Source organism: Sphingobium sp. BS19, from assembly GCF_027925545.1.
Classification (GTDB): Bacteria; Pseudomonadota; Alphaproteobacteria; order Sphingomonadales; family Sphingomonadaceae; genus Sphingobium.
In genome coordinates this window covers 30,525-56,122 of the sequence record NZ_BSEF01000021.1, presented here as the reverse complement: position 1 = coordinate 56,122, position 25,598 = coordinate 30,525, and the positions used below count along the sequence as shown (strand labels likewise).

23 protein-coding genes are annotated in these 25,598 nt (G+C 57.9%); 17 read left to right on the top strand and 6 right to left on the bottom strand.

Features of this window, described 5'->3' with window-relative positions:
* Positions 1-34: 34 nt before the first annotated feature.
* The 4 genes from QMG56_RS19335 to QMG56_RS19320 are packed head-to-tail and all read right to left on the bottom strand — an operon-like array spanning position 35 to position 4,752.
* Positions 35-586, bottom strand: coding sequence for a polysaccharide biosynthesis/export family protein (locus QMG56_RS19335; RefSeq protein WP_230187736.1), 552 nt, complete (start codon positions 584-586; stop codon positions 35-37).
* The gene (locus QMG56_RS19330; protein WP_281824206.1) at positions 583-1,476 is read right to left on the bottom strand and encodes a sulfotransferase; all 894 of its coding nucleotides are present in this window, start codon (positions 1,474-1,476) and stop codon (positions 583-585) included. The genes QMG56_RS19335 and QMG56_RS19330 overlap by 4 nt, the downstream gene beginning before the upstream one ends.
* Positions 1,469-2,695: a DegT/DnrJ/EryC1/StrS aminotransferase family protein gene (locus tag QMG56_RS19325; protein ID WP_281824204.1), complete on the bottom strand. Its 1,227-nt coding sequence runs from the start codon at positions 2,693-2,695 to the stop codon at positions 1,469-1,471. Before QMG56_RS19325 ends, QMG56_RS19330 begins: the two co-directional genes overlap by 8 nt.
* Positions 2,696-2,697: 2 nt before the next feature.
* Positions 2,698-4,752 (bottom strand): nucleoside-diphosphate sugar epimerase/dehydratase, encoded by a 2,055-nt coding sequence (locus QMG56_RS19320; protein ID WP_281824202.1) that lies wholly within the window; start codon positions 4,750-4,752, stop codon positions 2,698-2,700.
* Positions 4,753-5,048: 296 nt separating this feature from the next.
* On the opposite strand from QMG56_RS19320, the gene QMG56_RS19315 reads away from it, so the two are divergent.
* The 9 genes from QMG56_RS19315 (at position 5,049) to QMG56_RS19275 (ending at position 14,778) form a co-directional block, all read left to right on the top strand.
* The gene (locus QMG56_RS19315; protein ID WP_309298589.1) at positions 5,049-6,278 is read left to right on the top strand and encodes a glycosyltransferase; all 1,230 of its coding nucleotides are present in this window, start codon (positions 5,049-5,051) and stop codon (positions 6,276-6,278) included.
* Entirely contained in the window at positions 6,275-7,465 is a 1,191-nt protein-coding gene (locus tag QMG56_RS19310; protein WP_281824200.1) for a glycosyltransferase family 4 protein, read from the top strand. The genes QMG56_RS19315 and QMG56_RS19310 overlap by 4 nt, the downstream gene beginning before the upstream one ends.
* Complete coding sequence (locus QMG56_RS19305) at positions 7,465-8,067, top strand: sugar transferase (protein ID WP_281824198.1); 603 nt, start codon at positions 7,465-7,467, stop codon at positions 8,065-8,067. The genes QMG56_RS19310 and QMG56_RS19305 overlap by 1 nt, the downstream gene beginning before the upstream one ends.
* Entirely contained in the window at positions 8,039-8,965 is a 927-nt protein-coding gene (locus QMG56_RS19300; protein WP_281824196.1) for a methionyl-tRNA formyltransferase, read from the top strand. The genes QMG56_RS19305 and QMG56_RS19300 overlap by 29 nt, the downstream gene beginning before the upstream one ends.
* Positions 8,962-9,639: a PIG-L deacetylase family protein gene (locus QMG56_RS19295; RefSeq protein ID WP_281824194.1), complete on the top strand. Its 678-nt coding sequence runs from the start codon at positions 8,962-8,964 to the stop codon at positions 9,637-9,639. The genes QMG56_RS19300 and QMG56_RS19295 overlap by 4 nt, the downstream gene beginning before the upstream one ends.
* A gap of 1 nt (position 9,640) precedes the next feature.
* Positions 9,641-10,678 carry an ATP-grasp domain-containing protein gene (locus QMG56_RS19290; protein ID WP_375713730.1) on the top strand — a complete coding sequence of 346 codons (1,038 nt, stop codon included), beginning with the start codon at positions 9,641-9,643 and terminating at the stop codon, positions 10,676-10,678.
* On the top strand, positions 10,678-11,358 hold the full coding sequence (locus QMG56_RS19285) for an HAD family hydrolase (RefSeq protein WP_281824189.1): 681 nt from the start codon (positions 10,678-10,680) through the stop codon (positions 11,356-11,358). The genes QMG56_RS19290 and QMG56_RS19285 overlap by 1 nt, the downstream gene beginning before the upstream one ends.
* A gap of 235 nt (positions 11,359-11,593) precedes the next feature.
* A complete protein-coding gene (locus QMG56_RS19280; RefSeq protein ID WP_281824187.1) occupies positions 11,594-12,355 on the top strand; it encodes a response regulator transcription factor in 762 nt (253 codons plus the stop codon).
* A gap of 140 nt (positions 12,356-12,495) precedes the next feature.
* Positions 12,496-14,778: a polysaccharide biosynthesis tyrosine autokinase gene (locus QMG56_RS19275; protein WP_309298588.1), complete on the top strand. Its 2,283-nt coding sequence runs from the start codon at positions 12,496-12,498 to the stop codon at positions 14,776-14,778.
* A 38-nt stretch (positions 14,779-14,816) separates the two neighbouring features.
* Here QMG56_RS19275 and QMG56_RS19270 read toward each other — a convergent pair whose 3' ends face one another.
* Entirely contained in the window at positions 14,817-16,178 is a 1,362-nt protein-coding gene (locus tag QMG56_RS19270) for a lipopolysaccharide biosynthesis protein (protein ID WP_281824185.1), read from the bottom strand.
* A 140-nt stretch (positions 16,179-16,318) separates the two neighbouring features.
* Here QMG56_RS19270 and QMG56_RS19265 point away from each other — a divergent pair, with 140 nt between their 5' ends.
* Together QMG56_RS19265 and QMG56_RS19260 are read left to right on the top strand one after the other, a co-directional pair.
* Positions 16,319-17,191: a hypothetical protein gene (locus QMG56_RS19265; protein WP_281824183.1), complete on the top strand. Its 873-nt coding sequence runs from the start codon at positions 16,319-16,321 to the stop codon at positions 17,189-17,191.
* Positions 17,192-17,334: 143 nt separating this feature from the next.
* Positions 17,335-18,357: a glycosyltransferase family 4 protein gene (locus tag QMG56_RS19260; RefSeq protein ID WP_281824181.1), complete on the top strand. Its 1,023-nt coding sequence runs from the start codon at positions 17,335-17,337 to the stop codon at positions 18,355-18,357.
* 15 nt (positions 18,358-18,372) lie between these two features.
* On the opposite strand, the gene QMG56_RS19255 is transcribed toward QMG56_RS19260, so the two are convergent.
* A complete protein-coding gene (locus QMG56_RS19255; RefSeq protein WP_281824179.1) occupies positions 18,373-19,893 on the bottom strand; it encodes a hypothetical protein in 1,521 nt (506 codons plus the stop codon).
* On the opposite strand from QMG56_RS19255, the gene QMG56_RS19250 reads away from it, so the two are divergent.
* The 6 genes from QMG56_RS19250 (at position 19,892) to QMG56_RS19225 (ending at position 25,569) form a co-directional block, all read left to right on the top strand.
* On the top strand, positions 19,892-20,089 hold the full coding sequence (locus QMG56_RS19250) for a hypothetical protein (protein ID WP_281824178.1): 198 nt from the start codon (positions 19,892-19,894) through the stop codon (positions 20,087-20,089). The genes QMG56_RS19255 and QMG56_RS19250 overlap by 2 nt on opposite strands.
* Before the next feature lie 106 nt (positions 20,090-20,195).
* Complete coding sequence (locus QMG56_RS19245) at positions 20,196-21,683, top strand: UbiA family prenyltransferase (protein WP_281824177.1); 1,488 nt, start codon at positions 20,196-20,198, stop codon at positions 21,681-21,683.
* Positions 21,684-21,685: 2 nt separating this feature from the next.
* Positions 21,686-22,048 (top strand): EamA family transporter, encoded by a 363-nt coding sequence (locus QMG56_RS19240; RefSeq protein WP_281824175.1) that lies wholly within the window; start codon positions 21,686-21,688, stop codon positions 22,046-22,048.
* Positions 22,045-23,064, top strand: coding sequence for an NAD(P)-dependent oxidoreductase (locus QMG56_RS19235; protein WP_281824172.1), 1,020 nt, complete (start codon positions 22,045-22,047; stop codon positions 23,062-23,064). The genes QMG56_RS19240 and QMG56_RS19235 overlap by 4 nt, the downstream gene beginning before the upstream one ends.
* A 97-nt stretch (positions 23,065-23,161) precedes the next feature.
* Positions 23,162-24,271 carry an acyltransferase gene (locus tag QMG56_RS19230; RefSeq protein WP_281824170.1) on the top strand — a complete coding sequence of 370 codons (1,110 nt, stop codon included), beginning with the start codon at positions 23,162-23,164 and terminating at the stop codon, positions 24,269-24,271.
* A gap of 233 nt (positions 24,272-24,504) precedes the next feature.
* Entirely contained in the window at positions 24,505-25,569 is a 1,065-nt protein-coding gene (locus QMG56_RS19225; protein ID WP_281824168.1) for an O-antigen ligase, read from the top strand.
* The last annotated feature ends 29 nt before the right edge of the window (positions 25,570-25,598 follow it).

The window sequence follows — 25,598 nt, the reverse complement described above, 5'->3', positions numbered from 1 at the left end:
TTACCGTCTTGCCCCTCCCTAACCGTGTCATCGGTCAGAACCAGCTTTCGCGAATCTGCACCAGATCACCGGGCATGATGCTGCTGTCAGGGGAGGCTGTCCCTTTTTGCTTGCCTCGCATGATGGTGACTTCCTTGGTATAGGCGCGGAATGTATAGCCGCCCGCTACGGAAACAGCGGTCATGACCGACATGCCTGGCACAAAGGGATATTGTCCCGGTCGCTGAACTTCACCGGTGATGAAGAATGGCCGATAGGCTACAATTTGCGCGCTAACCTTCGGATCGATCAGCAAATTCGACGTGCGCAGGCCGTCTGCGATATCGCGCTGAATAGCTTCCACCGTCTTGCCCGACGCGGGGATGATGCCGAGCATGGGCAGTGAAATGGCACCTGTGTCGGAGACGAGATAGGTATCGCTCATCATGTCCAGGCCGTAGACATTCACCCGGACCTGGTCGCCCGGCCCGAGCTCATAGGGGGTAGGGGCCACCGCGACAAGCGGCGAAAGGCCTCGCTCGCTGCTGGCGCATCCCGATATCGATAGAGCTGCGACCGTAGTCAGTGCGACTATCCAGGATTTCATGGTGTCCTCCCAATTTCAGCAGTTCGGGCAAACGTGCCCCGCGCTTCGACCTTGGCGCCCTGTGGTATCTCGCTCAGCCACCCACTCAGGTCGGTTCTCAGCAGATCCTGAAGGACCAGCATATCCGTCCGATAATAATCCCGAAGCATAGCCCGCAATTCTTCGGTCAGCGGCGGGTAGTGCACTGGCGTCGCGAGCGATGCGCGCAAACGCGAGAAGACTGGGTTGGCACGCAGGGGATCGAGAACCGGGCGCATCGGCTTTAAAAACCTGCGAAGGCCAAGCGGAAGCATCGGTGAGGCGCTGTCATTCTGACGCGTTGACAAAGCTTGCGGCGTCATATGCACCCTTACACCGATATGATCGCAAACCTCCGCCACGACTTTGTCGGCAGAAGTGCGCAGCGTTTCATAAAAGATGACATGGAGTTGATCGCGACGATAGTGATGCAGGAGCCGGTTCAGGTGCCTGCCGTAGAGGCCGCCCTCTAGAAATCGCGACTGCGCAGCACGCTTCCCATCAAGATATGGGCGGGGGTCGTCCTTCACCATGCCGCGCCGAAACAACATGCAATAGTCGGAATAGGCACGTTGAACCGGATCGCGCAGTTGAACGATCAATCGGGCGTCGGGTACCATGCCTGCCATCCGGGCTGCCGCTTCGGGATGCGCCAGATAGTCAGCCGATTTTTCTCCAACGATCCGATCGGCGGGCGCTTCTTCGAACAAGGCAGCATACCACTTTTCGCCCCGCGCATATTCCGTGCTGAAATAATGTGGCTCGGCGTCCGGGAGCCACAGATCGGGATGACAGCGTAGCTGATGCGCAATCCAGGTCGTAGCGCCCTTTACGGCGCCGATGATAATGAAGGCGGGCTTGCGGTCAGGCATGGTCGCCCACCGTTGCCTGGATCAGAATCGATCGAAGCACCCGGCCCATATGTCGGCATTGGTCGGGGCTGAGGGTGGGGTCTACCGGTAAGAGGATGCTGGTTTCCCCCAGATGGCGCGCCATGGGCAGGCGCTCGGCGGGGGTTTGGCCGGCATCGATGAAAGCGCGTTCGAGATAGATTTCGGGGCAACTCCCCGATTGGCACGGAACGCCGCTGGTCCGAGCGCGGGCGATTATGTCGTCCCTAGTCCAGCCATCTCGTAAAAGTTCGGGGCGAATGAACGCGTAAAATTTATAATAAGCGTGCGCGATACGGTCATCGGGTTCGATCAGCCGCAATGAAGGTATATCGGTCAACATTGCCACCAAGGCCTCAGCATTCGCCCTGCGCTGAGCGAGCCAGTCTTCCAGCTTTGACAGTTGGACAACGCCGATAGCGGCCTGCATTTCGGTCAAGCGATAGTTGCTGCCGAAATTATTGTGTAACCAGCGAAACGCAATCCCAACTCCGCCCTGAGCGACGACGGATGGATCCTTGCCATGATCTTTGATCGCCCACGCGCGCTTCCATACCGCCTCGTCCCTTAGAACCAGCATTCCGCCTTCGCCGCCTGTGGAGATGATTTTGTCGGTGCAAAATGAGAAGGCACCGGCATCGCCAAACCCTCCGACGGGCAGTCCGTCGAGTGTCGCGCCATGGGCCTGGGCGCAATCCTCTATCAGCTTGATGCCAAGGTCGCTCGCCATGATCGCGATCTCATCGACCGGGGCGGGATAGCCCGCGAGATGGACCACGATTATTGCCGTCGTCCTCGAACTGATCCGGGGTGCGATCGTCTGGGGGGTGAGGCTTTGGGTGATCGGGTCAACGTCTGCGAAGACCGGCTTAGCTCCGCAGGCGACAACGCAACTCGCCGTTGCCATGAAGCTGCGAGCGGGGACCACGACTTCGTGACCCGGCCCGACACCTAGTGCCCTTAGCGCGACTTCCAGCGCGAGCGTTCCGTTTGCCAAGGCGATGGCGCGGGGCATGTTGCATAGCTTTGCGAATCCGCGTTCGAGGGCCGCGCAGTGATCGCCATGATGGAGGGAATTGACCCGGCCACTTTGCAGAACGTGCACGGCCGCTTCAATCTCGTCCGCGGCGTAAACCGGCCAGCGAGATGCGACGGGGTCGGGAGCTTGATGGTCCAGCGACGATGCGTGAGTTGCGAGCATGGTCACGCTCCCGCTGCCGATTGGCGAATGACTTCTGGACTGGATCGTACGTTCTTGGCCAAGTGAGCGATCTGAAGCGTCGCTATCAGTGGCTCGTCTGCAGCATTGTCAGGCACAGTTGCCGCGCTGGCCCCGCGCGTGACCTGGTTCAACAGGGAAAAGAGCTGGCTGCGCACTGCATCCTCATTATGCGCCAGAACGCTCCGTTCGAGAATATCGAAGCCTGCCTGCAGTTCGGCAATCGTAGCTGGCACCGGTTCTGCCTCCAGCACGCCGGGCAGTTCGGAGGGCAACTGCTGTTCCCGTTCGTCGAACAGTTCCTCGTACAATTTCTCCCCTGGGCGCAAGCCGACGATCTGGATGGGCACGTCCCGTTCGGGGATCAGCCCCGCAAGACGGATCATGCGGCGGGCGATGTCGATGATCTTCACCGGCTCGCCCATGTCGAGCACGATGATACGCCCCCGTTTGAGACCATATTCCATGGCGCGGGCAGTACTGTGCAGGATCAACTGCACCGCTTCATGGACCGTCATGAAGTATCGGGTGATTTCGGGATGCGTGACGGTCAGCGGTGCGCGTCGGTCCAACTGGCGTTGGAAAAGCGGGATAAGAGAGCCGCTGGACCCCAGAACATTGCCGAAGCGCACTGTCATGAACCGGGGCGCATTAGGCCGCCGTGCTCCCTCCAGATCAAGCGCCTGGCAGTACAGTTCACCCAGTCTCTTGGTCGCGCCCATCACGCCGACCGGATTAACCGCCTTGTCAGTGGATACCTGCACCATGGCGCGCACGCCGTGGCGTTTGGCTGCGTCGGCCACGTTTCGCGTGCCGATGACATTAGTCTGCACGCCGGAGCAGATATTGATCTCTACCATGGGGACATGCTTCAACGCGGCCGCGTGGAACACGAATGCCGGGCGGAATTGCGCAAAAACTGCCATGACATGCTGACGTTGCCGGATGGAGCACAGAATCGGCCGACACAGAATGTCGGGATAATTCTCCCGCAACTCCATCTCTATGGCGTAGAGATTATATTCACAGCAATCGAGCAGCATCATTTCCGATGGCCCGAAGCCCGCTATCTGGCCCACGAGTTCGCGCCCGATTGATCCGCCCGCGCCGGTGATCAGCACTTTTTCGCCCCGAATCGCGCGCGAGACCACGTTCGCGTCCAGATGGGCCTGGGGACGATCCAACAAGTCTGCGATGTTGATGGCTTCCAGGCGGAGTGGTTTGTCCATCTCAGGCGCGGTCGGCGCGCGCAAGACTGACAGATGGAGTGTCTGGGCAGCAGTCACCAGCTTGAGCTTCCCGCCGCCTTTCCAGTCGTCAGGACCCGTCGCCAGAATGATGCTCGTCGGGCGTTCGTTACGGGCCGTAAGGGTGGCCACCGCGTGTTGCACAGCGTCTATGCCGCCCATGATCGGTACGCCACGCAACCGCAGATGCGTGTTCACGCCATCGATGTCCAATATTCCGACTGGCAGGAAGGGGGGCGGATTGATCATTTCGAAATGACGCAGAACATTTTCGACATATTCGGGCCGTCCGGCAAGCAGGACACGCTGCTGGCTGACGGCCATGTCGGAATTTTGGCGATGCCGTCCGCGCGACGTCAGGAAGCGACTGATTTCGGCGCGAAGGACTCGTTGCCATAGTCTTCCTCCGGCTAGAAGAGATATCAGCACCAATGCCTGGATGAAGGGAACCGATGTCGGCATCCACTTCCCATTGCCGGACAGCATCATGACGGCGACCGGAATGGCGATCGCAAAGACCGACGCCTCGATCATGCGAACGAAATCAGGGAAGGATGCCAGCCGCCACAGACGGTTATACGTGCCGCTGAAAAATAATATGGTTGTTCCGCTTATGATGAAGACCGGCAGGTTGACGAGCATCCCGTAGAGCATGTGCGGCGGGATATCGCCGTTCATCCTCAAGCTAAGAGCGATCCATAGGGACGCGGCGATCGCCATAGCGTCATAGATAAAATAGGCTGGTTTGCGCCATTTGCGAAGCAATGCGCTGGATACGCCGGCTATGGGCATGTCTTTCTCCCTTTGTCGGTGAACCAATCGCCATTCGCAACCTTGCGCCGGCTGACCGGATGGTTTTCCTCACTTAAAGCGCAGGTTATGCGCTTTTAACCGACGACTGCAGTCGGGCATCAGGGCAAGCCGATTAGAGGTATAGTCCCTGCCCATAAGGGGTGCTGACCCTCTGGATATCTATCGACATCTCAAAAGTATGGCAGATGTTTCCTTATTCGCTCCCAAGGATAGGGGACCAAATAGCTAAGACATAATTTTGCATTTGCATTAGATTCCACCGATCTTCTGCGGCCATGCGACTGCAATGGGGAATTCGCAGCGTCGGGACGGGACAGTGCATGATGCGGATTTTACACGTCATCACAGGATTAAATGTGGGTGGGGCGGAAGCCATGTTGGCCCGCATTATCGCTAATTCCAAGCGGCCAGATGTTACCGCAACGGTTGCCACGCTAATGGCGCCCGGTTTCGTCGGGGGCAGGATGCTGGAATCGGGTATCGCCGTCCGCTCTTTGGGCATGACCAGCATCTGGACCGCCAGCATCGCTATGATCCGGCTGGTGCTGCACATCCGTCGCACCAAACCCGACCTCGTCATGGCGTGGATGCATCATGCACAACTGGCGACGACTCTGGCGATCAGGCTGTCCGGCTTGAAAATCCCGGTCGTGTGGAATGTACGTCATTCCCTGGGGGAAGGCTTTACGCATGAAAGGCGCCTTACCCGAGCCGTCCTGCGGATGCAGGCTATGCTCTCCCGCAAGCCGACCGCTATAATTTATAATTCGAGGAAGGCGGCGCAGCAATATCGAGCCATTGGTTTCAATCCGAGAAGCGAACATGTGATCCCCAATGGCTTCGACGTCGCAGCGGAAATCACGGAGGCCGGTGGAAAACGCCGCATCCGCGAGATCTTCGGACTGCCTGACAATGCCATTCTGATCGGCATGGTCGCGCGGTCGCATCCGATGAAGGATGTTGCCAATCTCGTTGCCGCTTTCGCGCTGCTCCGCTCCTCGCGCGTCAATGCGCACTTGCTGATGGTAGGTGAGGGCATGGACAAGCCGACGGCTTCGGTCGCGGCGGCTCTTGCTCGGCTGCCGCAGGGCAGCTGGACCTTGGCGGGCCAGCGTCCCGATGTGGCGACATGGCTTGGCGGGTTGGATATTCTGGTCCTGCCGTCCGCATGGGGAGAGGGTTTTTCCAACATCATCGGCGAAGCCATGGCGCAGGCGGTCCCCTGCGTGGGGACAGATGTTGGCGACACGGCCTGGATTATCGGCCGTACGGGCCGTAGCGTCCCACCACGCAATGCAACGGCGCTCGCCCTTGCGCTGTTGGAATTGTGCGGCCTTCCCGAATCCGAACGTCACGCGCTCGGATTGGCCGCAAGGCAGCGGATCGTCGATATGTTTGCCTTGGGAACGATCGTGGGCCGTTACGAAGCGTTGGTCGATGAATTGATTGGTGCAGGAGAGACCGCCTGTCGGCCACCCTGGAATCTTCGGTGCGAGGCGGTATGAAGATCATTGTCGTCGCCAGCTTGGCCTATTCGCTGGTCAATTTCCGGGGCCGCCTGCTCTCTTCCATGATCGATCATGGCTATGAAGTGGTGGCATGCGCGCCCGATCGGGACCCAGAGATTGAAGCAAGGTTAAAGGCGATGGGCGTGACCTATCGCGCTATACCGATGGCACGGACCGGTCTGAACCCGGTTGGGGATCTCTTAACGCTGTTTGGTTTGGTAAAGTGCTTCTGGCGCGAGCAGCCGGATATCGTCCTTGCCTACACGCAGAAACCGATCGTCTATAGCGGTATCGCGTGTCGCATGTTCGCCAGGATCCGTTTCTATGCGATGGTCAGTGGCCTGGGGCATGTTTATAGCGAGAATGGATCGAGCATATTGTGTTATGTTCGAGCGCTCGTTTCCGCGCTTTATCGGGTCGCGCTGAAGACGGCGAAAGCGGTTTTCGTTTTTAACGGCGACGATCGCGGTGAGATGATCCGTCACGCTATTCTGCACGAGGGCACTCGAGTCATTCAGGTGCCAGGCTCAGGTGTCGACCTGTCCCATTATGCGCATCGCCCGATACCGCACGGCCCGCCTATTTTCCTTATGGTCGCGCGGTTGCTGCAAAACAAAGGCCTGGTCGAATATGTCGAAGCGGCAAAGCAGGTCCGGATCATTAGGCCGGATGCACAGTTCCACTTGCTCGGACCACTGGACGAGAATCCATCGGCCGTTTCGCGTGAGACGATCGAACAATGGCATTCAGCGGGCGCCATCAACTATTTAGGCGAAACGCGGGACGTGCGGCCTTATCTTGCAGCAGCCAGCTTTTTCGTGTTGCCCAGTTGGTATCGCGAAGGCTTGCCGCGAACCATATTGGAGGCGATGGCCGTCGGTCGCGGTGTCATAACCACGGACATGCCAGGGTGCCGCGAGCCTATCGTCGAGGGCGTGAACGGCTATATTGTCGAACCGCGCAACATACAGGCTCTTGTCGACGCTATGCTACGCGTGATTGCCGACCCCACCACGGCCGCTCGCTTGGGCGAAGCCGCGCGCAAAACCGTAGAATCCCGTTTTTCGGTCGAGCAGGTCAATGCCCAGCTGCTCGGTGCCATGGGCATGGACCGGCAAGGTGTGAATGTCAGCCATCTGCCAGTCACCACCGCCACCGCCACCGCCTTCGCAGGGGACCTTTGATGCGCGTAAGTCGACTGGTCGATATTGCGGTAGCTGGAGCAGGTCTGCTGCTGCTGTCGCCCGTGATGGCGGTGATCGCCTGCGCGCTCCTGCTAGGCGAAGGAAAGCCCATATTTTTTCGCCAAGCCAGGGTTACCAAGGGCGGGCGGATATTTCAGGTCATCAAGTTCCGGACAATGAACGATGGCCGCGATGCGCAGGGCTTTCTTCTGTCCGATGTGATTCGGACTACGGCATTGGGTGGGCTATTGCGACGATTGCGGCTCGATGAACTGCCACAGCTCTGGAATGTACTTACCGGGAGCATGGCCCTGATAGGACCAAGGCCACTTTTGCCCGGGACGATCCTTGACGCCGGGGAAAGCGGCCGTCGGCGTTGTTCAGTGGCGCCTGGTTTGACCGGCTGGGCGCAGGTCAACGGCAATAGCCTATTGAGCGATAGCGATAAAATTGCTCTCGATCTGTGGTACATCGCCAATCGCAGTGTCCTGCTGGATCTTACCATTGTCTTCCGCACCGCGTGGGTGGCCCTGCGGGGCGAACGCTTCAACCCCGTATCGATCGGGAGGGCTCATGAGAGCAATACTCGTCGGCGCGGTTGAGAGTAGCCGAATTGCGCTGCAATGTCTGGCGCGATCGTCGCCATGGGATCTTGGCGCCGTTTTCACCTTGCCCCCCGAGTTGGCGGCGCGGCACTCCGACTTCGTGGATTTGTCAGCGGACGCGCGCGCAGCCGGGGCGCCGCTTATCACCGTGTCCAACATCAATTCCGATGCGGCGTTTGCAGAGATAAAAGCGATCGATCCGGATTATATATTCGTTATTGGATGGTCGCAAATTTGCGGCGCCCGGTTCATGGCCAGCGCACGGCTGGGGCTGATCGGCTTTCATCCTGCGCCTTTGCCCCGCTTGCGTGGGCGTGCGGTGATACCGTGGACGATCCTTCTCGACGAGCCAATTTCGGCCTCTTCTCTCTTCTTGATCGACGAGGGCGTCGATAGCGGTCCGATATTAGGCCAGCGCTATTTCCACGTCGCGCCGGATGAAACCGCCGCCACGCTCTATGCCAAACATATGGCTATGCTGGACGACATGCTACCCGGCGTGCTCGACGATGTGGCCCAATGCAAAGCACGCATGCAGTTTCAGGATGAGCGCTATGCGACCTATGCGACTCGCCGACGACCCGAAGATGCCGTCATCGACTGGTCGGAACCGGCAGATAAGGCAGGGCGTCTCGTACGGGCTTGCGGCGCGCCCTATCCCGGCGCGTGGACGATGCTGGATGGCGAGCGGATCGTCATAGAGGAAGCGCGGCCGGTGTGTCTGCCACAATACCGCGCAGCGACGACTGGCCAGATCGTCGAACGGCAGACGGATGGATTTCTTGTCAAGTGCGGCGATGGACGGGGGCTGCTGGTCACGCGGTGGCGGCGGGCCAGAGAAGGTCCCCTGCCGGTTCACGCTATTTTGGGGCTGCGGGCGGGGGCAAAGCAATGATTGATGCCATCAGGCGGGCGATGGTGATTGCACCTCATCCGGACGATGAAGTTCTGGGATGCGGCGGCACTATGGCGCGTCTGGCGTCGCTGGGATGTCACATCGACGTAGCGATCGTGACGCGTGGGATGCCGCCGCGTTTCGATCTTACGCAGGTCGAGCGCGTACAGGCGGAAGCGCGCGACGCTCATCGCATGTTGGGTGTTGCGCAAACCCATTTCCTCGATTTCCCGGCGGCGTACCTCGATCAAATTGCCTGTGCAGATCTGAACGACGCCGTAGCGCAGAGTGTCAAGAACTGTGCGCCGGATACTTTGTTCGTGCCGTTTGCAGGGGATCTGCACTTCGATCATCGGCTCGTGTTCGACGCCGCGATGGTGGCTGCCCGGCCGCTGGGGGATCGCTATCCACGGCGGATATTAGCTTATGAAACGGTTTCCGAAACCAATTGGGCGGCACCCTATGTCGCGCCGTCATTCCAGCCCAACATTTTTATCGACATATCGGATCATCTCGATCGAAAACTTGAAGCGTTTGGCCGTTTCCAAACTCAGGTCCGTCCATTCCCCAATGAAAGATCGCTGGAAACGCTAAGGGCTCTGGCGATGGTACGGGGAAGCTGTGTCAGTAAAATGGCTGCTGAAGGATTCGTATTAATAAGGGAGGTCGCCTGACATGAACCCTTTTCCTGCCAACACGGTCGATAATGCACAGGTGGTTATGGCCTCGAAACGACGATCTCCCATCGGTCGTTCCTTACGTATGATGTTGAGTTCCGCGGGCCGACGCGTGAGCCTGATGAGAAGCTTTCGACAATCAGCCGATTTTTTGGGTGTCGAGCTTACCATGCTTGCGTGCGATCTGACCCCCGAATGGAGTCCGGCTTGTATCGAGGCCAACAGGGCCTTCGCTGCGCCGCCAGCGGAAAGCAGTGAGTTCATTCCTGCCATGCTCGACTTGTGCAAGCGCGAGCAGATCGACCTGATCGTTCCGACAATCGACACCGAACTTCTTGCGTATAGCGAAGCACGGGATCAATTTACGGCTCTCGATTGTCATGTCGCCGTCAGCAGTGCGAAAGTTGTAAGGATGGCGCGCGACAAGTTGGCCACTGCCCATTTTCTGGCGGCTGCTGGCATCCACAGCCCTCGTACAATTTCGGTCGACGATCTCTTAGCCCAGCGGACGGATTTGCGCCTGCCGCTCTTGGGCAAGCCAAGGCACGGCAGTTCCAGCCGGGGAATAACCATGGTGCATAGTCATGCCCAGATTTCGGCGCTCGATACCGGCGAGCCGTATATCCTGCAGGAGTTTCTGCCGGGCCGCGAGTTTACCGTAAGCATCTTTCTCGACCGGGCCGGGCAGATGAGATGTGGAGTGCCGCATGAAAGGTTGCGCGTTCGGTCAGGCGAAGTCGAGAAAGGTGTCACCGTGCGCGATTCTGAGTTGTGCAGCATCGCGAAAAAGCTCGCCGGCGAGTTGGACGGTGCCCATGGCGCCTTATGCTTTCAAGCGCGGATGGATGCGAACGGCGATCCTTCTGTCTTTGAAATCAACGCCCGTTTCGGCGGGGGCTATCCGCTAGTCCATCAGGCAGGCGCGCGGTTCAGCCTGTGGATGCTGGAAGAATGTCTGGGTTTGCCGCGAACGAGCAATGACGACTGGCAGTCGGACGTGCTCATGCTGCGATTTGACGATGCCGTATTCGTGTAATGGTGAAGGCGTTGCCAGGTGGTGCGTTTGATCGCGTGATCGTATTCGATCTGGACGACACTCTCTATCTGGAACGCGACTATGTTCTGAGCGGACTTAAGGCGGTGGGTGACTGGGCGATTGCCAATCTGGCGCTGCACGGTCTTGGCACAGCCATGATAGACCGGTTCGAAGCCGGGTATCGTACGCGCCTGTTTGACGAAGCATTGATCGAACTGGGTTTCCATCCGTCAGAACGGCTGATCACGCGCATGTTGGCCGTCTATCGTCAGCACAGACCGGACATCCGACTGGCCGATGACGCTGCCGCATTTCTGGCACGCAGGCATCCGCGAACAGCCTTTGCGGTCATCACGGACGGGTTTCTTGATGCACAAAAGCGCAAGATCCGGGCGTTGAACCTGTACCGACGCGGGATCCATCTTGGCATCTGCACGGATCGATGGGGACGGGAAGGATGGAAACCGAATCAAAGAGCGTTTCGCCACATTGAGAGCATCTTTGGCCTATCCGGTATGAAATATACTTATGTAGCCGATAACCCGACCAAGGATTTCCATGCACCAATTTCCTTGCAGTGGGACACCGTCAGGATCGCCCGGCCGCAGCGCATGCACATTGCACCGTCTGGAGATTTGATAGATGCCGCTAGAGTTATTGAAAAATTTGGAGAATTTTAGCCGCGGAAATTTTTGGGATCAAAAGGTTTACCCCTTATGATTGTCGGTGGCTATTTAAGAGTAATTGAATTTAATTGATTTTTTCTTGGAAGGAATTACTTCTTAGCTCCTCTAAGGGTCGTAGTGCCAGAAGCGAAAGATCTTATTGATCAGTTTCTTACAGGGTTTCACGGGCAGAGGTCCGTCAAGCCTGTCGTGCAGCCACGAAGCGCAGCCGCGTCTTTAGGAGGTTCCATTGAGTAACAAAATCAAGATCTCGATCATCAACCAAAATGAAATCGAAGGAGAGGGGCTGCGGCGGATTTTAATTGAAAGATCTGTAGAAGATGTCGAAGTTTTCAGAAAGTATTCCGAAATATCATTCGACGATATGGAGGGGCCTATGTCCTCCGTCTTCTTGCTCATATGCTCTCCCGTAGACGACATGACGTTGGATATCTGCCGTATGGCTCATGAAGCGCATCCGGAAGCACGCATAATCATGCTTGCCAATGAGTGTAGCAGTATGATGGTTGCTCGAGCGTTTCGCGTAGGTGTCGCCGGCTATATCAGTAAGGACACGTCCTGCGCCGGCTTGGTGGCCATGATTAAGCTAGTGGAACTTGGCGAGAAAGTCATTCCATCACGGGTGATTTCCGACCTTGCGGCATTGGACACGACTTCCCGGCCGATCGAGAATGATGTGCGGATAAGTGACACCAACATGTCTGGAAGAGAAATCGAAATTCTTCGGGGCCTGATCCGTGGCGAACCGAATAAGCTGATTTCGCGGCGTCTGAATATAACCGAAGCGACGGTCAAGGTGCATGTGAAATCCATTTTGCGCAAATTGCAGGTCGTTAATCGTACGCAGGCTGCAATCTGGGCCATGAGCCGCGGCTTGTCGGGCAATAGCGAGACGTCGATGCAGGAGGAGATCGCGCTCCCTTTTCCAGTGCTGACGGGGACGCGACCGCCCTCGGTGAAGTGCAACGGCACATACATCGCGGCAGCGTGAACAACGATCCGGATCATGTCTGACGCGCGCTAATAAGATAGGCCGTGGATCGGGCAATCCGATATCATCAACGTTCGAAATAACGGCACGTATGCCTTCAGGCCAGGCGGTGAATCTGTCTTGGGATAAGGGGTAATATCATGACGTCTGGAAAAGCCATTATGATGCCATCCAGCTTGACCTATGGGGGGCCTGATTTTGGCGGACTCCATGGTACGCAATCGGGGACGAGAGCCGAATATTTCGGTCTGAATGACTTTTTTCGAATCCTGCGACGCCGTTGGATTTTGATCGTCACCTTCACGCTGGTCGGGATGCTTGCCACAATTCTGGTGCTCGCCAATATTAGGCCGGTCTACAGCAGTTCGGCAACGGTCGTGGTTCAATTGCCTGAAACCGTTGTTTCTACAACCGATCTGACGCCGAATCAGGAAACAGTGATCGAGACGAAGGTTCAGATTCTTCAGTCGCGTCGCCTTGCCCGGAGCGTTGCCACCAGTCTCGATCTGGATGACGATCCCGAATTCGCGGATGGTTCACAAAAGCGACGCGCAATCATGAAGTGGTTTCGCGGTCTGCTGATACAGCCATCGTCCCGTGAGCCTGACCCTGATCTGCGCACCCAGGAAGAGGCGCGGTTGCACAGTGAAGCGGTTGCAGACCGTCTGCTGGACAAGGTTGAGATTTCGCGGGTCGGCCGGTCGGGCACGATCAAGATAACTGCGTCGTCTTACGATCCGCAGAAAGCGGCGCTGATCGCGAATCGGATGGTGGAAACCTATATTGACGGCGAAATGATCGAGCGGCGGAAATCACGCCAGAATGACATCAAGGAACTGGAGGATCGTATTGCGCAGGTCCGTTCGCAAATGCGGCAGGTCGATGGTACAGCAGCGGCATACCGGGCGCGCAACGGCATTCTTGCGTCCTCTCCCGAAGCGAGTGGCGCGACGCAGGTCGCCCAGTCTGCAGGTCTTTTGGCACAGGTGGAGGCCGATCAGGCGTTCGATACGCGCCGCGCCCAGGCGAATAGTCTGACCGCTGTCTCCTCGCCGCTCCTGGCGGAGTTGCGTCAGCAAGAGAGCTTGGTTGCGCGCCGGTTGAGTGAGTTAGGGGCCATCTATGGCGGCGCTCATCCGGATGTTGTCAAGGCAAGAGCCGAACTCCTGGCCTTAAGTCCGCGCATTGCCCAAGAAGCGCACCGCGTCCAAGGCGAGATGTCGACGCAGGCAGCCGCAAGCCAAGCCCGCAGCGGTGCCGTTGACGCGACCATAGCGAACATGCAGTCGCGCGCCCTCGCTTCGGGGGTACAGGCCGTGCCCCTTCGTGCGCTAGAGCGTCAGGGAGATGCCAGCAATGCCCTTTATCTCTCGCTGGTCGGCGCGCTGAACGCGAAAATTGCGGCATCATCGACGGTGGTTCCGGACCTTTCCATCATTTCACGGGCCTCCTTGCCATCCGTGCCAAGTTATCCCATCCCGCAGCGCATCCTTGCGGTCGCGCTGCTCGCATTTTTGCTGTTGGGTGTGATCGCTGCGTTCATCATCGACACAATGGATACGACCATTCGCACTGCGGCACAGGTCAAGCGCCTTCTTGGCATTCCCACTTTGGCAATGGTCCCGGACATGAGCCGCAACAGCGACTATCGTCCGGTTCAGGATATGGTTGAGGCAAAGCCTCGATCTCGCTTTGCGGAGGCCATGCGAAACCTGCTGATCGAACTGGAGGCGCGTCACGGATCCGGTTCTCACGTGGTGGTCGTGACGTCGCCGCTGGACGGGGAAGGCAAGAGCACTATCGCCACCAGCCTGGCAGCGGCGGCGACCGCCGTCGGACGCCGGGCGGTGGTAGTGGACTTCGATCTGCGGCGACCCAATATCGCGTCGGAAGAGCGCAAGTCAGTAGGCGTGGTTAGCTACCTTTCCGGAAAAGCAGGCCTGGATGATTTGCCGGTCATCCAAAATGGCGGCCAATATGCAGTCATCGCCGTAGGTGACATTCCACTCGATCCCGGCTCGCTAATAGCTTCGCCGCGCTTGCCCGAAATGGTCGATGCGCTGCGTGAGCATTATGACTTCGTTATTCTCAATGCGCCACCCATTCTGCCGGTCAGAGACGCCAAGACATTGACTGAGTATGCCGATTCTACGCTGCTGGTGTTGCGCTGGGGCTATACCAATCCAGAAGCAGCCCGGGTCGCGATGGAAACATTTGAACGCCCTATCGCGGGCGCCGTCATCAATATGATTGACTATCCCGCCCATGCCCGTCGGCGTTATGGAGACGTCATTCATCATATGACAAACCTCACGGAATATTATGATGCAGACGATCTGGACCGAGCCTCATGGGCTGACCGACTGCGCCGCAAGTGGCGCCGCAGTCGACGTCGCGTGGCGGAAACGCTCCACTTCAACTGAACATTGGCGAGGAGGCTGGCACGGTTGTCAGCCTCCTCTTAAACGTCAGGCGTCCAGGGGAAGCGCCGGACAGTCCGTCGCAAATGCAGCATTAGCCCTGCCAACCACGCCAGTCCGAAGAGCAGGTGCGCCAGATTGGCGCCCATTGCTCCAAACTCCAGGATCAGGGGAAAGACAGACGTGTAAAACGCGAGGGAGCAGACCATTACCGTACGCAGTACCGCGCCCTGATCTCCCAGTGCGAGCAAAGCGGCGCGACTGGCAGCGCCACTGATGGTCAGAGTTACTGCCAGGATCTGAATGGTAAGAAGCGGCACCGCTCCAGCATAGCGCGCGCCTACCGCGGCCTCCATCAGCGGCGCCCCTATCAGCCATATGACCAGAAAGCACGCTGTGCCAAACACCGCCAACAGCAGTTCCGTCTGCAAGACTATCTGAAGGAATGAGCGTTTTTCATGGGAAGCGGCCAGCCGACTGAGGTCCGGATAAACGACCGATTCTACCTGGCTGCCGACTTGTTGCACCACGCGGCTGATCCGCTTGGCGATATGAAACAGACCTGCGCTGGCGGGATCGGCAAGCCAGCCGACGATTAGCGTATCGACCTGCTGTGCGCTGGACCAGAGCGTCAAGGATATGTTCGCGCCGAACGCAAATCGCCAAATGCCAGGAAAACGATTACTGATACCTTTGCTGCTGGCTTGCAAAAGCTGCCGAAACCCGGGCGCGGGCAAGAACCGAACAGCGATGATGAAGTTGGCAAGGGAACCGGTGATCTGAGTTATCGCCCAGATCAGGGTAAGTTCGAACAGCCCGACACCGGCGACATAGGCGCCTGCGACGATGACGAAGCGTACCAGCGCGTTCGCGACCTGGATTCTTGCAATTGTGCGATAACGATCCGTCAGTCGGAAAATTGCGGTTGAGACACCGTTGAAGTTGAACAGCAGCGATACGAGAAACATCAGTGCCAGTTCGACATGCTCGATCGCCACATTCAGAATATAGTGGCTCGCTATTGCCAAGCTGCTTGCCACCGCCCAGGCCGTGACGCTGCCGCCTATGTCGAGCAGCCAGCCAAATTTGAGCAGCGCGAAATAGGATTTTTCATCGGTCTCCATATCGATGGTTGCTCCGCTTCGAATGAGCGGTTGCCAGGATTGGAACCCCAACAGGCGTTCGCATGCCTGGCCCAGCGTCAGGATCATCGCGAAAATCCCGTAGGATGTCGGATCGATAAGCCGCGCGACCAGAGCGATCGATAGTAACGTTATGGCTAATGTGGCCGCAGTCCCTGTCAGAAGATGTGTCACGGCCCTTACGCGCCGATGGCCCATCGCCTTGCGCAACTTACTGGCGGCAAACATCCGTTTGGACTGTGACCTGCCCGCACTTTCCATGTCAGATCGCCCCTCGATAGCTTAACTCTGGCAATCCATGGCGATTACGGAGCGGGGATGCAGTATTTCACTCGTCGTAATCCGAAATTGCCTGCCAGTGTTCGTGTCTGTCGGGGTAAGAACGGGTGGGAGGACATGCAATGTCGATTACCGCAAGACGATTCTTCCATGCCGGACATCAAGCGACGTCGATCGAAGTGGAAGACAAGTTCTTCACCGATCTTCGTACGCGGAACGCCACGTTCAAGCGGACCGCAAGCGACCGGTTTCGGGATTTGGACGAACTGTGCCTGAAAAGCTTCGCTAACGCAGAGGCCTCGATCGGCGAGGTGCTGGACATCGGCATCTCATCGGGGTCGACGACCGTTGCACTGAGCGACAGACTGCGGGCTGCCGGGCATTCCGGACGTGTCGTGGGAACCGACATCGCGATCGAGGGGCGGCTTGTTAAGGCCTTTCCCGGTGTGCATGTGTTGACGGACGATGCCGGGCATCCACTGCAATATGACCTGATGGGTCGTGTGCTGCGACCCTGGGGACGACGCGCCGACTATGCAACTGGCATGGTCATGGTCCGCGCTGCCGCCAACCGGTGGATTGGGGATCGCGTGCAGCGGTCCGTGCAGCGGGGAGAGCGGAATGGCAATGCCGTGCGGTTGATCAGCCCGCGAGCAAAAAACCATCCTTATGTCCAAATCGAACGGAACGATATTTTTGTGGATACGCACGGATATCATGATCGTTTCGGTTTCATCAGAGCTGCCAATATTCTCAACCGAGGATATTTTGAGGAAGCGGCTCTCAAGCGTGCTATTGCCAACATCGTAACCTATATGACCGGGCCGGGATCCTATTTGTTGATCGCCCGATCGACCAAAGGTCGGCATGTCGCTACCTTGTTTCAGGTGTCTGCCAATGGCCGCTATATGGATGTCGTTGATCGATCCTGCGGGGGATCGGAAGTGGAGTGGCTCGTACTTGAAGCTAAGCTGCCTGAAAAATGGGCGCGATAGCTCGGCATAAGCCGGTCTCGGTTTGCTTTCCGTTCGTCGGTGATTTGATAGGCGGCAGCCATTTTTCCGCGCGTGATCTGATCCGGGGCTTGGATCGAAATCGCTTCATACCGCTGGTTCTGGTTCAGAAATCTGACGGCGCCTTGGCCCAGTTCTTCGCGGAAGCCGGTATTGCGACCGAAGCTGCGCCGGCATCAGCAGAATTGCGGCATGGCGTTCCCATCGGTCCGTCTCACGTGATTGCTCTGGGCGGACGGGTGTTGGCGCTGGCGCGCTTTTTACGACAGAGAGGCGTGCGTATCGTCCATAGCAATGATGGCCGCACGCATGCGACCTGGGCTCTGCCCGCGCGCATGGCGGGTGCCAAGCTGCTCTGGCACCATCGTGGCGCGCCAGATGCTGCGGGGTTGCGCTATCTCGCTCCCCTGCTGGCCAACCGCGTCGTAGCCGTGTCCCGTTTCGCTAGCCCGCGCGCCGGCCTCTATTCCGCTGCGCCGCGCAACGATGTGGTTCACAGTCCATTTGATACTTCCATGCGTTACAATCGGTCGGAGGCACGCGACGCAATTTTGGCCGACATAGGTAAGGACGATACGACCTGCCTTGTCGGCTTTTCCGGAGTCTTTATCGATCGGAAGCGGCCATTCCTCTTCGTGGATGCCATCGCCACCTTACGCCGAGAGGCGCCCGACCTCGACGTCCATGGCCTGATGTTTGGCGAAGGACTGGAGGGAATGGACGAACAGGTCGTTGCTCACGCCGGGCGACAGGGCGTCGGAGACGCTATCCATATTATGGGGTTCCGGACGCCGGGCGCCTTCTGGCTCGCGGGCTGCGACATATTGATGATACCCGCCGTGGACGAACCCTTCGGACGGACGCTGATCGAGGCGATGTTAGTGGAGACCCCTGTTGTTGCTACGAAGTCTGGCGGCAATGTCGAGGCCATCCATGATCGCTCGACGGGATTGCTGGTCCCGGCAGAGGATGCCGATGCCTTGGCTAGCGCCTGCGTCACACTGTTGCGCAACCCATCTACTGCCGCGCTGATCGCGCACACGGCGCGCATCGAGGCACTCAACAATTTTGGCGTATCGCGCCATGTCCGCGCGATTATGGCCATATATGATCGGATGGTTGATAGCGAACACAGCCGAGCAGCCTGACGGATACGCGACATTTCAATAATGCGAGCGGATGTATAAAGCGCCTTTGCCGTAGCGATCGTTCACCAAGGCGGGATCGACCAGACGATAGCGATGGTGTCGGGCATAGCGAATGAACGGTTCGTCCAGCCGTCCTTCCTGACCGACAAGTATAGCAACAGGTGGCTGCGCGCTCATCAGGCTACCGACCAGATGTGGCGATATGATTCGATAATGCCGCAAGTCGCGCGATGGAATGAGGTCGCCGACCCGATAGACCAAGGGTCCCGCCGCCAGTTCGGGATAAACCGCCAGCCCGCCTTCCAGCGGATAAAGGGGGGAGAGCGTCGCCACGGGGCCGTCCGCACCTTCCGTATGACTATATTGTGCCAGCCGTTGGCCTGCGCGATGCACGACTATACCAGCCCATTTATCCGGCTTGGCGAGATCGGGCAGCTTCACGGCAAGGCGGGGTAAGCCCCAGGCGATCGTCCCGATCGCCATCATGAGCATGAGCGGAGAGAGTGCTGATCGACGGCGCACAGGCAGGGATCCATATAGCAGCGCCGCCAGCACGATTATGAAGGGAATTGGCAGGATGTAATATTGCGGGAAGGCAGGGGTTGGCACGAAAGACATTGCCATGCCACCGACAATGATAGCTGTGACCAGGGCGATCGGCCAGAGGGGCCGGCGGGGACGCTTTGAACTCTTGGCCTGCCGGACATTGCTCCATACCAATAGCGCGAGCGCGCAGATCACAAGTGCGAAGCCGCCGCCAAGCCAGACCTTGATCGCGAGGACGATCTTGCCCAACAGGGTCATGATTTTCGGGCCATCCAGCCACGGGTTGGCGGCCCAATAAGCGACATGAGGCCCCCGATGATATTGGATCACATGTACGAGAAAGCCGTCTATATCGCGAAACAAATAATAAAGGACCGAGAGGCTGCCGATCAGGCCCCCGATAGCCAGCGGGCCGATGCTGTGGGTTATGCACCGCCGTAGTCCTTCGCGCAGCGGTACGAATAGCGCGGTGATCGCAAACAGGGGTATCATATAGACATAATTCGCCTTGAACCCTGCGGCGACGGCGATGCAAAGGCCCGCTCCCGCCAAAGCCCATGGCTGTGGCTTGGGCTGATCGAGACCCGCAATCAACAGCGTCGTCCCCGCCATAGCAAAGGCCAGGGGCAGGAAGTTATTGGTGGCGAGCATACCTGCGGGACCGATCAGAACCGGATTGGTCGCGACTAGCAAGGTGGCGAGTATTGCGGCCGCCCACGTTCCTGCCGCGCGGCGCACGAAGATCATGATGGCGGTGAGGAATAGAAGCCATCCCGCAAAGATGATGAAACGCCCGGCGAGAAGATAATGGTCGGTTGCGGTAAGGTGGACAATCAGTCCGAGCAGCAAGGGGAAGTTGGGCAGATTGTTGAAGCCGAAATCCCGATACAGATCGCCTTGCATCAGCAACGCCCCAACCGGGACATACATTTGTTCATCGTGTCTGACGGGAAATGCCATCAGGCGGGCGAACAGAGCAAGCAGGGTCATGACCATCGTGGCAACGAGCGCTGCGTGGGGCCACGCTCGGCGCGAACTCGCTGTCACCCCGCTCGTGATGGAACCGCGGCGCTTCAGACTGGTCGCGATCATCCTGTTCATCTCCCTCTTCAATATTCCCACTCTAAGCCAAGTGGCTGGAGGGTCCGCCGATGCAAGCGACTCTGTGCTGACGCAGAAGGAGTAAACCGGTAGAAGCAGGTTATCTCGCGCGAGGGATCGAACTATCCGTCGTTGCGCGTGACTTCCACACGCCGGGTGGCTCATCATGATCCCATGAGCGGGGGAAAATCATGACGGCAAGTCCATCGCTGAACTGGTCGGTCGAGCCCGTAACGGGAGCGGCAAGGCAAGCACGCCCGACGCCCCTGGTCGTGGACCTCGATCACACGCTGATACGCACCGATACGTTGCATGAGACCATCGTCGAACTCGCATTTCGTCACCCATTGAAACTTCCTGCGATAGCGTTCAGCCTCATCAATGGTCGTGCGGCCATGAAGCGCAAATGCGCCGATCTCGCGCAAATTCATTGCGCCTCGCTGCCCTATGACGCAGCCGTTCTTTCCTTGATCGCCGATCGTCGCCAAGCGGGCGGGGAGGTGCATTTGGTGACCGCCGCCGACCAGAGCATCGCGGACTCGGTATCAGCTACGCTTGGGCTGTTCGATAGCGCAACAGGTAGCAACGGCATCGATAATCTAAAGTCGGCAGCGAAGGCGAAACAGTTGGCTGCGCGCTTCGGCGACGGCTTCGACTATGTAGGCGATTGCTCGGCCGATATTCCGGTATGGCGGCGCAGCAAGATCGCGATAGTGGCGGGGGGACGCACGGCGCTGGCGGGCATCATGTCGCGCGCGGGGATGGAAACCACAGTCCTGCCGCGCCGTTCCGCTACGCTACGGAATTGGATCAAGGCGCTTCGCATCCACCAATGGAGCAAAAATTTCCTGCTCTTTGCGCCACTGGTGTTGAGCCACGAATATACGCAGCCCGAATTGCTATTACGGACAATCCTGGCCTGGTGCCTTTTCGGGATGGTGGCTTCCGCGAGCTATCTGCTGAACGATCTGAGCGATCTTGCCGCCGACCGGCAGCACCCGACCAAGCGGTTCCGCGCGGTGGCAGCCGGGCTGATCCCGATCTCTACGGCGCTCAGCCTCTCCGCAGCGCTGCTCGTTGGCGGCATAGTGGGGGCGTGGCTACTCCATCCCCCCTTCTGCATGATACTATCGGCCTATCTCGTGTTGACGTTGGCCTACTCATTGTGGCTAAAAAGCCAGCCGATGGTTGACGTTGCAACCATCGCAGCGCTGTTCGGTTTGCGGATCACGGCGGGCATGGTCATCGTAAATCACCCCGTCTCACTATGGCTGGTCACTTTCACGCTCGTCCTTTTCCTGTCGCTCGCCCTGGCAAAGCGGACCGCGGAGCTTGTGCAGGCGCAGAAGAGCATGCGTGTCGTCAAGGGGCGTGGCTATCTGCCGGGCGATGCACCAATGACAATGGCGCTCGGCATCGCTTCTGGCATAGTGTCGGTGGTCGTCATGGTGCTTTATATGTTCATGGAAGCCATGCCGACAGGGCTCTATGCCAATGTTGGGCCGCTATATCTCATTCCAGCCGTACTGGGCCTGTGGTTGATGCGCATATGGCTGCGGGCGCACCGCGGGACGTTGAACGACGACCCGGTGATTTTTGCCATTCGAGATCCCGGAAGCTGGGCTCATGCGGTTATCGTCCTGTTCCTCTGGGTCGCTGCAGTAGGATTTTCCCTGTGAACATGGCGACATTTGCACTGGTCGCGACGAGCGTAACCTTCAACGCCTTCGCGCAGATTGTGTTGCGCAAGGCGATGACCGTGGGAATATTGCCGCCGGTCCAGCATTCACTTGCATTGGCGTGGGCGCTGGGCACGAATGTCTGGCTCTGGGCGGGCATGGCCTGCTACGCCCTGAGCATAGGCCTGTGGCTCGCGGTATTGGGCCGCCTGGAAGTCAGTGTCGCATATCCGATGCTATCCATGGGATATATTCTGGCTGCAGTGATCGGCGTTTTTTGGCTGGGCGAGCAGGTTGGACTGGAACGTGCGTCCGGGATCGCACTGATCTGCGCGGGCGTTTTCGTCATAGGGCGGACGGCATGAAAAGCCGGCACATCATAACCGGTGGTGCCGGCTTTGTAGGGCAGCGCTTGGCGACAGCCCTGCGCGCGCAGGGAGAAGATGTAGTTATCTTCGACACTGTCCAGCCGACTTGCCCGGGCGTACTGTTTGTACATGGGGATGTGCGCAACATGGCCGATATCGCGCGATTGGCGCTGGGTTCGGAAGACAGGGTATATCATCTGGCCGCGCGGCAATTTCATGGTGCCGTACCGCGTCACGACCGGGAAGAGTGGTTTGCGGAGGTCAATACCCAAGGCACACGCAACATCCTGGACTGCATGCGGCAAGGCGGTGCAACCCGGCTGATCTTCTTTTCTACCGACATGACGTATGGCCGGCCGACGCAATCGCCCGTGCCGGACACCCACTGCCAGCGTCCGATCGGTCCTTATGGACACAGCAAACTAGCCGCGGAGCAATGGATCAATAATGCGGTTTGCAACTGGGGCCTGTCCGCCACCATTTTCCGTCCGCGCTTGATTGCCGGCGCGGGGCGGCTTGGAATCCTCACTAAACTATTCATGCTGATCCAGCACGGCTTGCCCGTCCCCATGATCGGGTCGGGCTGCAACCGTTACCAAATGATCGCGGTCGATGACTGTGTAAGTGCTGCGCTACACGCCGCGAAGCAGGATTTTCCGTGCGGTGCCTTTAACCTTGGATCGTCGACGCCGCCCACCGTCAAATCGCTACTTCAGGGGTTGATCGAGCAATCCGGTTCGCGATCCATACTAGTCCCCACACCTGCGCGGCTGGTCCAGGCGGTTTTGGCCGGCATGGACAGAGCGGGCATGACTTTGCTCTATCCCGAGCAATTCGCGATCGCGGATGCCGATTATGTGCTGGACACCACGGGTACGGCTACCGCGATGAAATGGTCGCCGAGCCAGAGCGACGGAGACATATTATATGCCGCCTACCGCCATTTCCAAAAAGCGAAGATGAGGAAGTTGCTTCGTTCAGAACCCTCTTCCACCAGCGGACTTGCCCCTTGAGCATCCGTCTTCAAGAGAGCCCAGCCAAACCATGCAAAGTCACCGATCCACTAGACAGTTGATGGACGATTTGCCTGCATGCATCGAGGCGGATCGCATGAAGCCTGCGCCATCCTCTGTAAACGGATCGAAAAAAGTCAGCGATTTCAATGTTGCCGCTCATGGACTGCGCGGCCTTGCTGCGGTTATGGTTCTATTGGCACACATATTGGGAGGGACAGCAAAGCATATCTATGCGGATGTACCGGCCTATGTGGAGGGTATAAAAGCACCTTGGTATCTCGGTACATTCGGCGTCGAACTGTTTTTCGTTATCAGTGGATTTGTCATCTTTCCAAGTACCCTACGTTACCTTCCGCGGGAATTTGCATTGCGGCGCTTTTTTCGCCTGTACCCGCTCTTCTTCGCACTCTCCCTTATATTCATAGCACTCAATGCTGGGACCAACGCTTATCCGAAGATAAACTCTGTCGAAACGGTAGTGGCCGGTCTGCTATTCATTAATCTCTTCACGGGGACGGAGCAGCTAACGCCCAATGCGTGGAGCCTGACCTATGAAGTCATGTTCTATATATTGGTGTATGGCATAGTATATTTCGTAGTTCACAAGCGCAACATGGCCGCTGCTATCGTCATGGTGCTGATCGCTACCTTGTTTCTGGTCGTCTTTCCGATCGCCGTTTATTTCCTGATGGGCGTGGGTATCCGTCTAGCGAGCCGATCAGAATGGGCTCCGCGCATCAGCCCACGGTTTTTGGAGATTGCTTTCCTGCTGCTGATGCTCCTGTTCGCGAGCCAGGGTCATTTCGAGTATCGCTGGCAGGATTTCCGTCATCCAGCGGTCATCCCGATTATGCTGTCCACAGGCTTTTATTTCTTTTTCGCCGTGATGCCGGGCAGCCTTACCGCCCGCGCGCTCGATAATCGCCTCATGCGGTATCTCGGAACGGTGAGCTACAGCCTCTACCTCGTCCATCCCTACACCTATTTTCTCGCGCGCTGGGCATTTGATCGGTATGGCTTGTTCACCAGTGATGTCGCGGCTTCGATCGCGCTGTTTACCTGCATAGTGGTCCTTCTCACGATGCCGCTAACGCATGTGATTCATATCAGCCTGGAACTTTGGCCCTATCAACGCTTCTTCCGTCAACGCATTTATCGACGGCGTGGCGCGGAGCCTTCCCTGCGTGAAACGGCAGCGTCATGACGATGGCGACACCCTCGTCATATGCTGCCGAAAGCGTCGTGCGCATCCCGACGACCCTAATATTGGGTATTGTTTTTGCCGCCTATCTCTCTTGGCGTCCGTCCGTCGACGTGATGTTCACGTTAAGCGACATCTGCCTGATATTAGGCGGGCTCACTATGCTGATGCGCCGCCAAGTGCCGCGTGAACCCTTCAGCGTCGTGTCTCCGCTCTGGTATGGCGGTTTCATCCTGATGCTGGGCGGATTGCTGGCAAGTTCCCTGTTCAGTGGCGATCCCACGCGTTGGCCCATCGTCGCGGTACAATATAGCATGGCGTGGGCGGTGCTGCCCTTCCTCATTTCAGGGCATGATAGTTTCAATACTCACAGGCTGGCGCGCTTTTTCCTACTTGGCGTAGTGGCCATGGAATTGATCGGAATCCTTGTCTATTTCACGTTCAGCGGCTCTTTCATGCAGGCGCGGACGTTGTTGGGATTCGATTTTATCTCCGGCAGCAACCGATTAGGGGCCTTCGCTACCGATGCCAACTGGAACGGCGCAACGATCGCAATGGCGCTGCCCTTTGTCTTCTATCTGCATGGCCGCGGCGGTATCGGACACTGGCAGGCCGCCATCGCGCTTGCTTTGTTGATCTTCGCGTTGATCTTGACTGCTTCGGTCACCGCATTCGGCACAACCTGCCTGACCATCATATTGTTCGTGATCGTCGGTGACAGGCGGTTGCGTGCTGCAGCAATGATGATGTTGCTTGCAAGTTCCGCCATAGTCTTGGTCCTGGAAGTTTCGGGCAGGGGCCTGCCCGCCGTGTTTCAAAAGCGCGTTGCGACCGCTCTGGAGAGCGGTAGCTTGGCGCAGGCCGGGACGTATGAGGGAAGGATGCATCTGATCGAAGATGCCTGGCAGCGCGTGGGTGATCATATGTGGCTGGGTGTGGGCGTCGATCAGGATCGCGTCGTTAGCCAAGAAAGAGCACCCGTCCATAACATGTACCTGCTGCTGTGGGTTGAGGGAGGGTTCGTCGCATTGCTTGGATGGCTTGCAATGATGGCAGCCGCCCTAGCGATTGTTCTCGCGGCTTTCTATCGTGACCGATTGAGTGGTGCGCTGGGTTTGACGGTATTGATGAGCTTTCTCGTATTTTCGGCAGCCAGCCCTCACATGTATGCGCGTTTGTGGGCTGTGCCGGTGCTGCTGGCCCTGGCAATAGCGATGCACGCCGGAGGGGGGTACCTCAGAGCGCTGGCTAATTGGCGCTACCGCCAAATGGCGAGAAGATTGGCGAGAGGGCAGGGATGATCACCTATGTTCGATCCAATACGCGCCAC

What these genes read in the sequence shown, in the direction of transcription:
- QMG56_RS19300 (WP_281824196.1), top strand. Translation starts at nt 8,039, where the DNA reads ATGAGAGCAATACTCGTCGGCGCGGTTGAGAGTAGCCGAATTGCGCTG.
- QMG56_RS19305 (WP_281824198.1), top strand. Translation starts at nt 7,465, where the DNA reads ATGCGCGTAAGTCGACTGGTCGATATTGCGGTAGCTGGAGCAGGTCTG.
- QMG56_RS19335 (WP_230187736.1), bottom strand. Translation starts at nt 586, where the DNA reads ATGAAATCCTGGATAGTCGCACTGACTACGGTCGCAGCTCTATCGATA.
- QMG56_RS19250 (WP_281824178.1), top strand. Translation starts at nt 19,892, where the DNA reads ATGACCATCGTGGCAACGAGCGCTGCGTGGGGCCACGCTCGGCGCGAA.
- QMG56_RS19255 (WP_281824179.1), bottom strand. Translation starts at nt 19,893, where the DNA reads ATGACCCTGCTTGCTCTGTTCGCCCGCCTGATGGCATTTCCCGTCAGA.
- QMG56_RS19325 (WP_281824204.1), bottom strand. Translation starts at nt 2,695, where the DNA reads ATGCTCGCAACTCACGCATCGTCGCTGGACCATCAAGCTCCCGACCCC.
- QMG56_RS19320 (WP_281824202.1), bottom strand. Translation starts at nt 4,752, where the DNA reads ATGCCCATAGCCGGCGTATCCAGCGCATTGCTTCGCAAATGGCGCAAA.
- QMG56_RS19275 (WP_309298588.1), top strand. Translation starts at nt 12,496, where the DNA reads ATGACGTCTGGAAAAGCCATTATGATGCCATCCAGCTTGACCTATGGG.
- QMG56_RS19235 (WP_281824172.1), top strand. Translation starts at nt 22,045, where the DNA reads ATGAAAAGCCGGCACATCATAACCGGTGGTGCCGGCTTTGTAGGGCAG.
- QMG56_RS19230 (WP_281824170.1), top strand. Translation starts at nt 23,162, where the DNA reads ATGAAGCCTGCGCCATCCTCTGTAAACGGATCGAAAAAAGTCAGCGAT.
- QMG56_RS19310 (WP_281824200.1), top strand. Translation starts at nt 6,275, where the DNA reads ATGAAGATCATTGTCGTCGCCAGCTTGGCCTATTCGCTGGTCAATTTC.
- QMG56_RS19290 (WP_375713730.1), top strand. Translation starts at nt 9,641, where the DNA reads ATGAACCCTTTTCCTGCCAACACGGTCGATAATGCACAGGTGGTTATG.
- QMG56_RS19245 (WP_281824177.1), top strand. Translation starts at nt 20,196, where the DNA reads ATGACGGCAAGTCCATCGCTGAACTGGTCGGTCGAGCCCGTAACGGGA.
- QMG56_RS19240 (WP_281824175.1), top strand. Translation starts at nt 21,686, where the DNA reads ATGGCGACATTTGCACTGGTCGCGACGAGCGTAACCTTCAACGCCTTC.
- QMG56_RS19295 (WP_281824194.1), top strand. Translation starts at nt 8,962, where the DNA reads ATGATTGATGCCATCAGGCGGGCGATGGTGATTGCACCTCATCCGGAC.
- QMG56_RS19285 (WP_281824189.1), top strand. Translation starts at nt 10,678, where the DNA reads ATGGTGAAGGCGTTGCCAGGTGGTGCGTTTGATCGCGTGATCGTATTC.
- QMG56_RS19225 (WP_281824168.1), top strand. Translation starts at nt 24,505, where the DNA reads ATGCTGGGCGGATTGCTGGCAAGTTCCCTGTTCAGTGGCGATCCCACG.
- QMG56_RS19270 (WP_281824185.1), bottom strand. Translation starts at nt 16,178, where the DNA reads ATGGAAAGTGCGGGCAGGTCACAGTCCAAACGGATGTTTGCCGCCAGT.
- QMG56_RS19265 (WP_281824183.1), top strand. Translation starts at nt 16,319, where the DNA reads ATGTCGATTACCGCAAGACGATTCTTCCATGCCGGACATCAAGCGACG.
- QMG56_RS19315 (WP_309298589.1), top strand. Translation starts at nt 5,049, where the DNA reads ATGCGACTGCAATGGGGAATTCGCAGCGTCGGGACGGGACAGTGCATG.
- QMG56_RS19330 (WP_281824206.1), bottom strand. Translation starts at nt 1,476, where the DNA reads ATGCCTGACCGCAAGCCCGCCTTCATTATCATCGGCGCCGTAAAGGGC.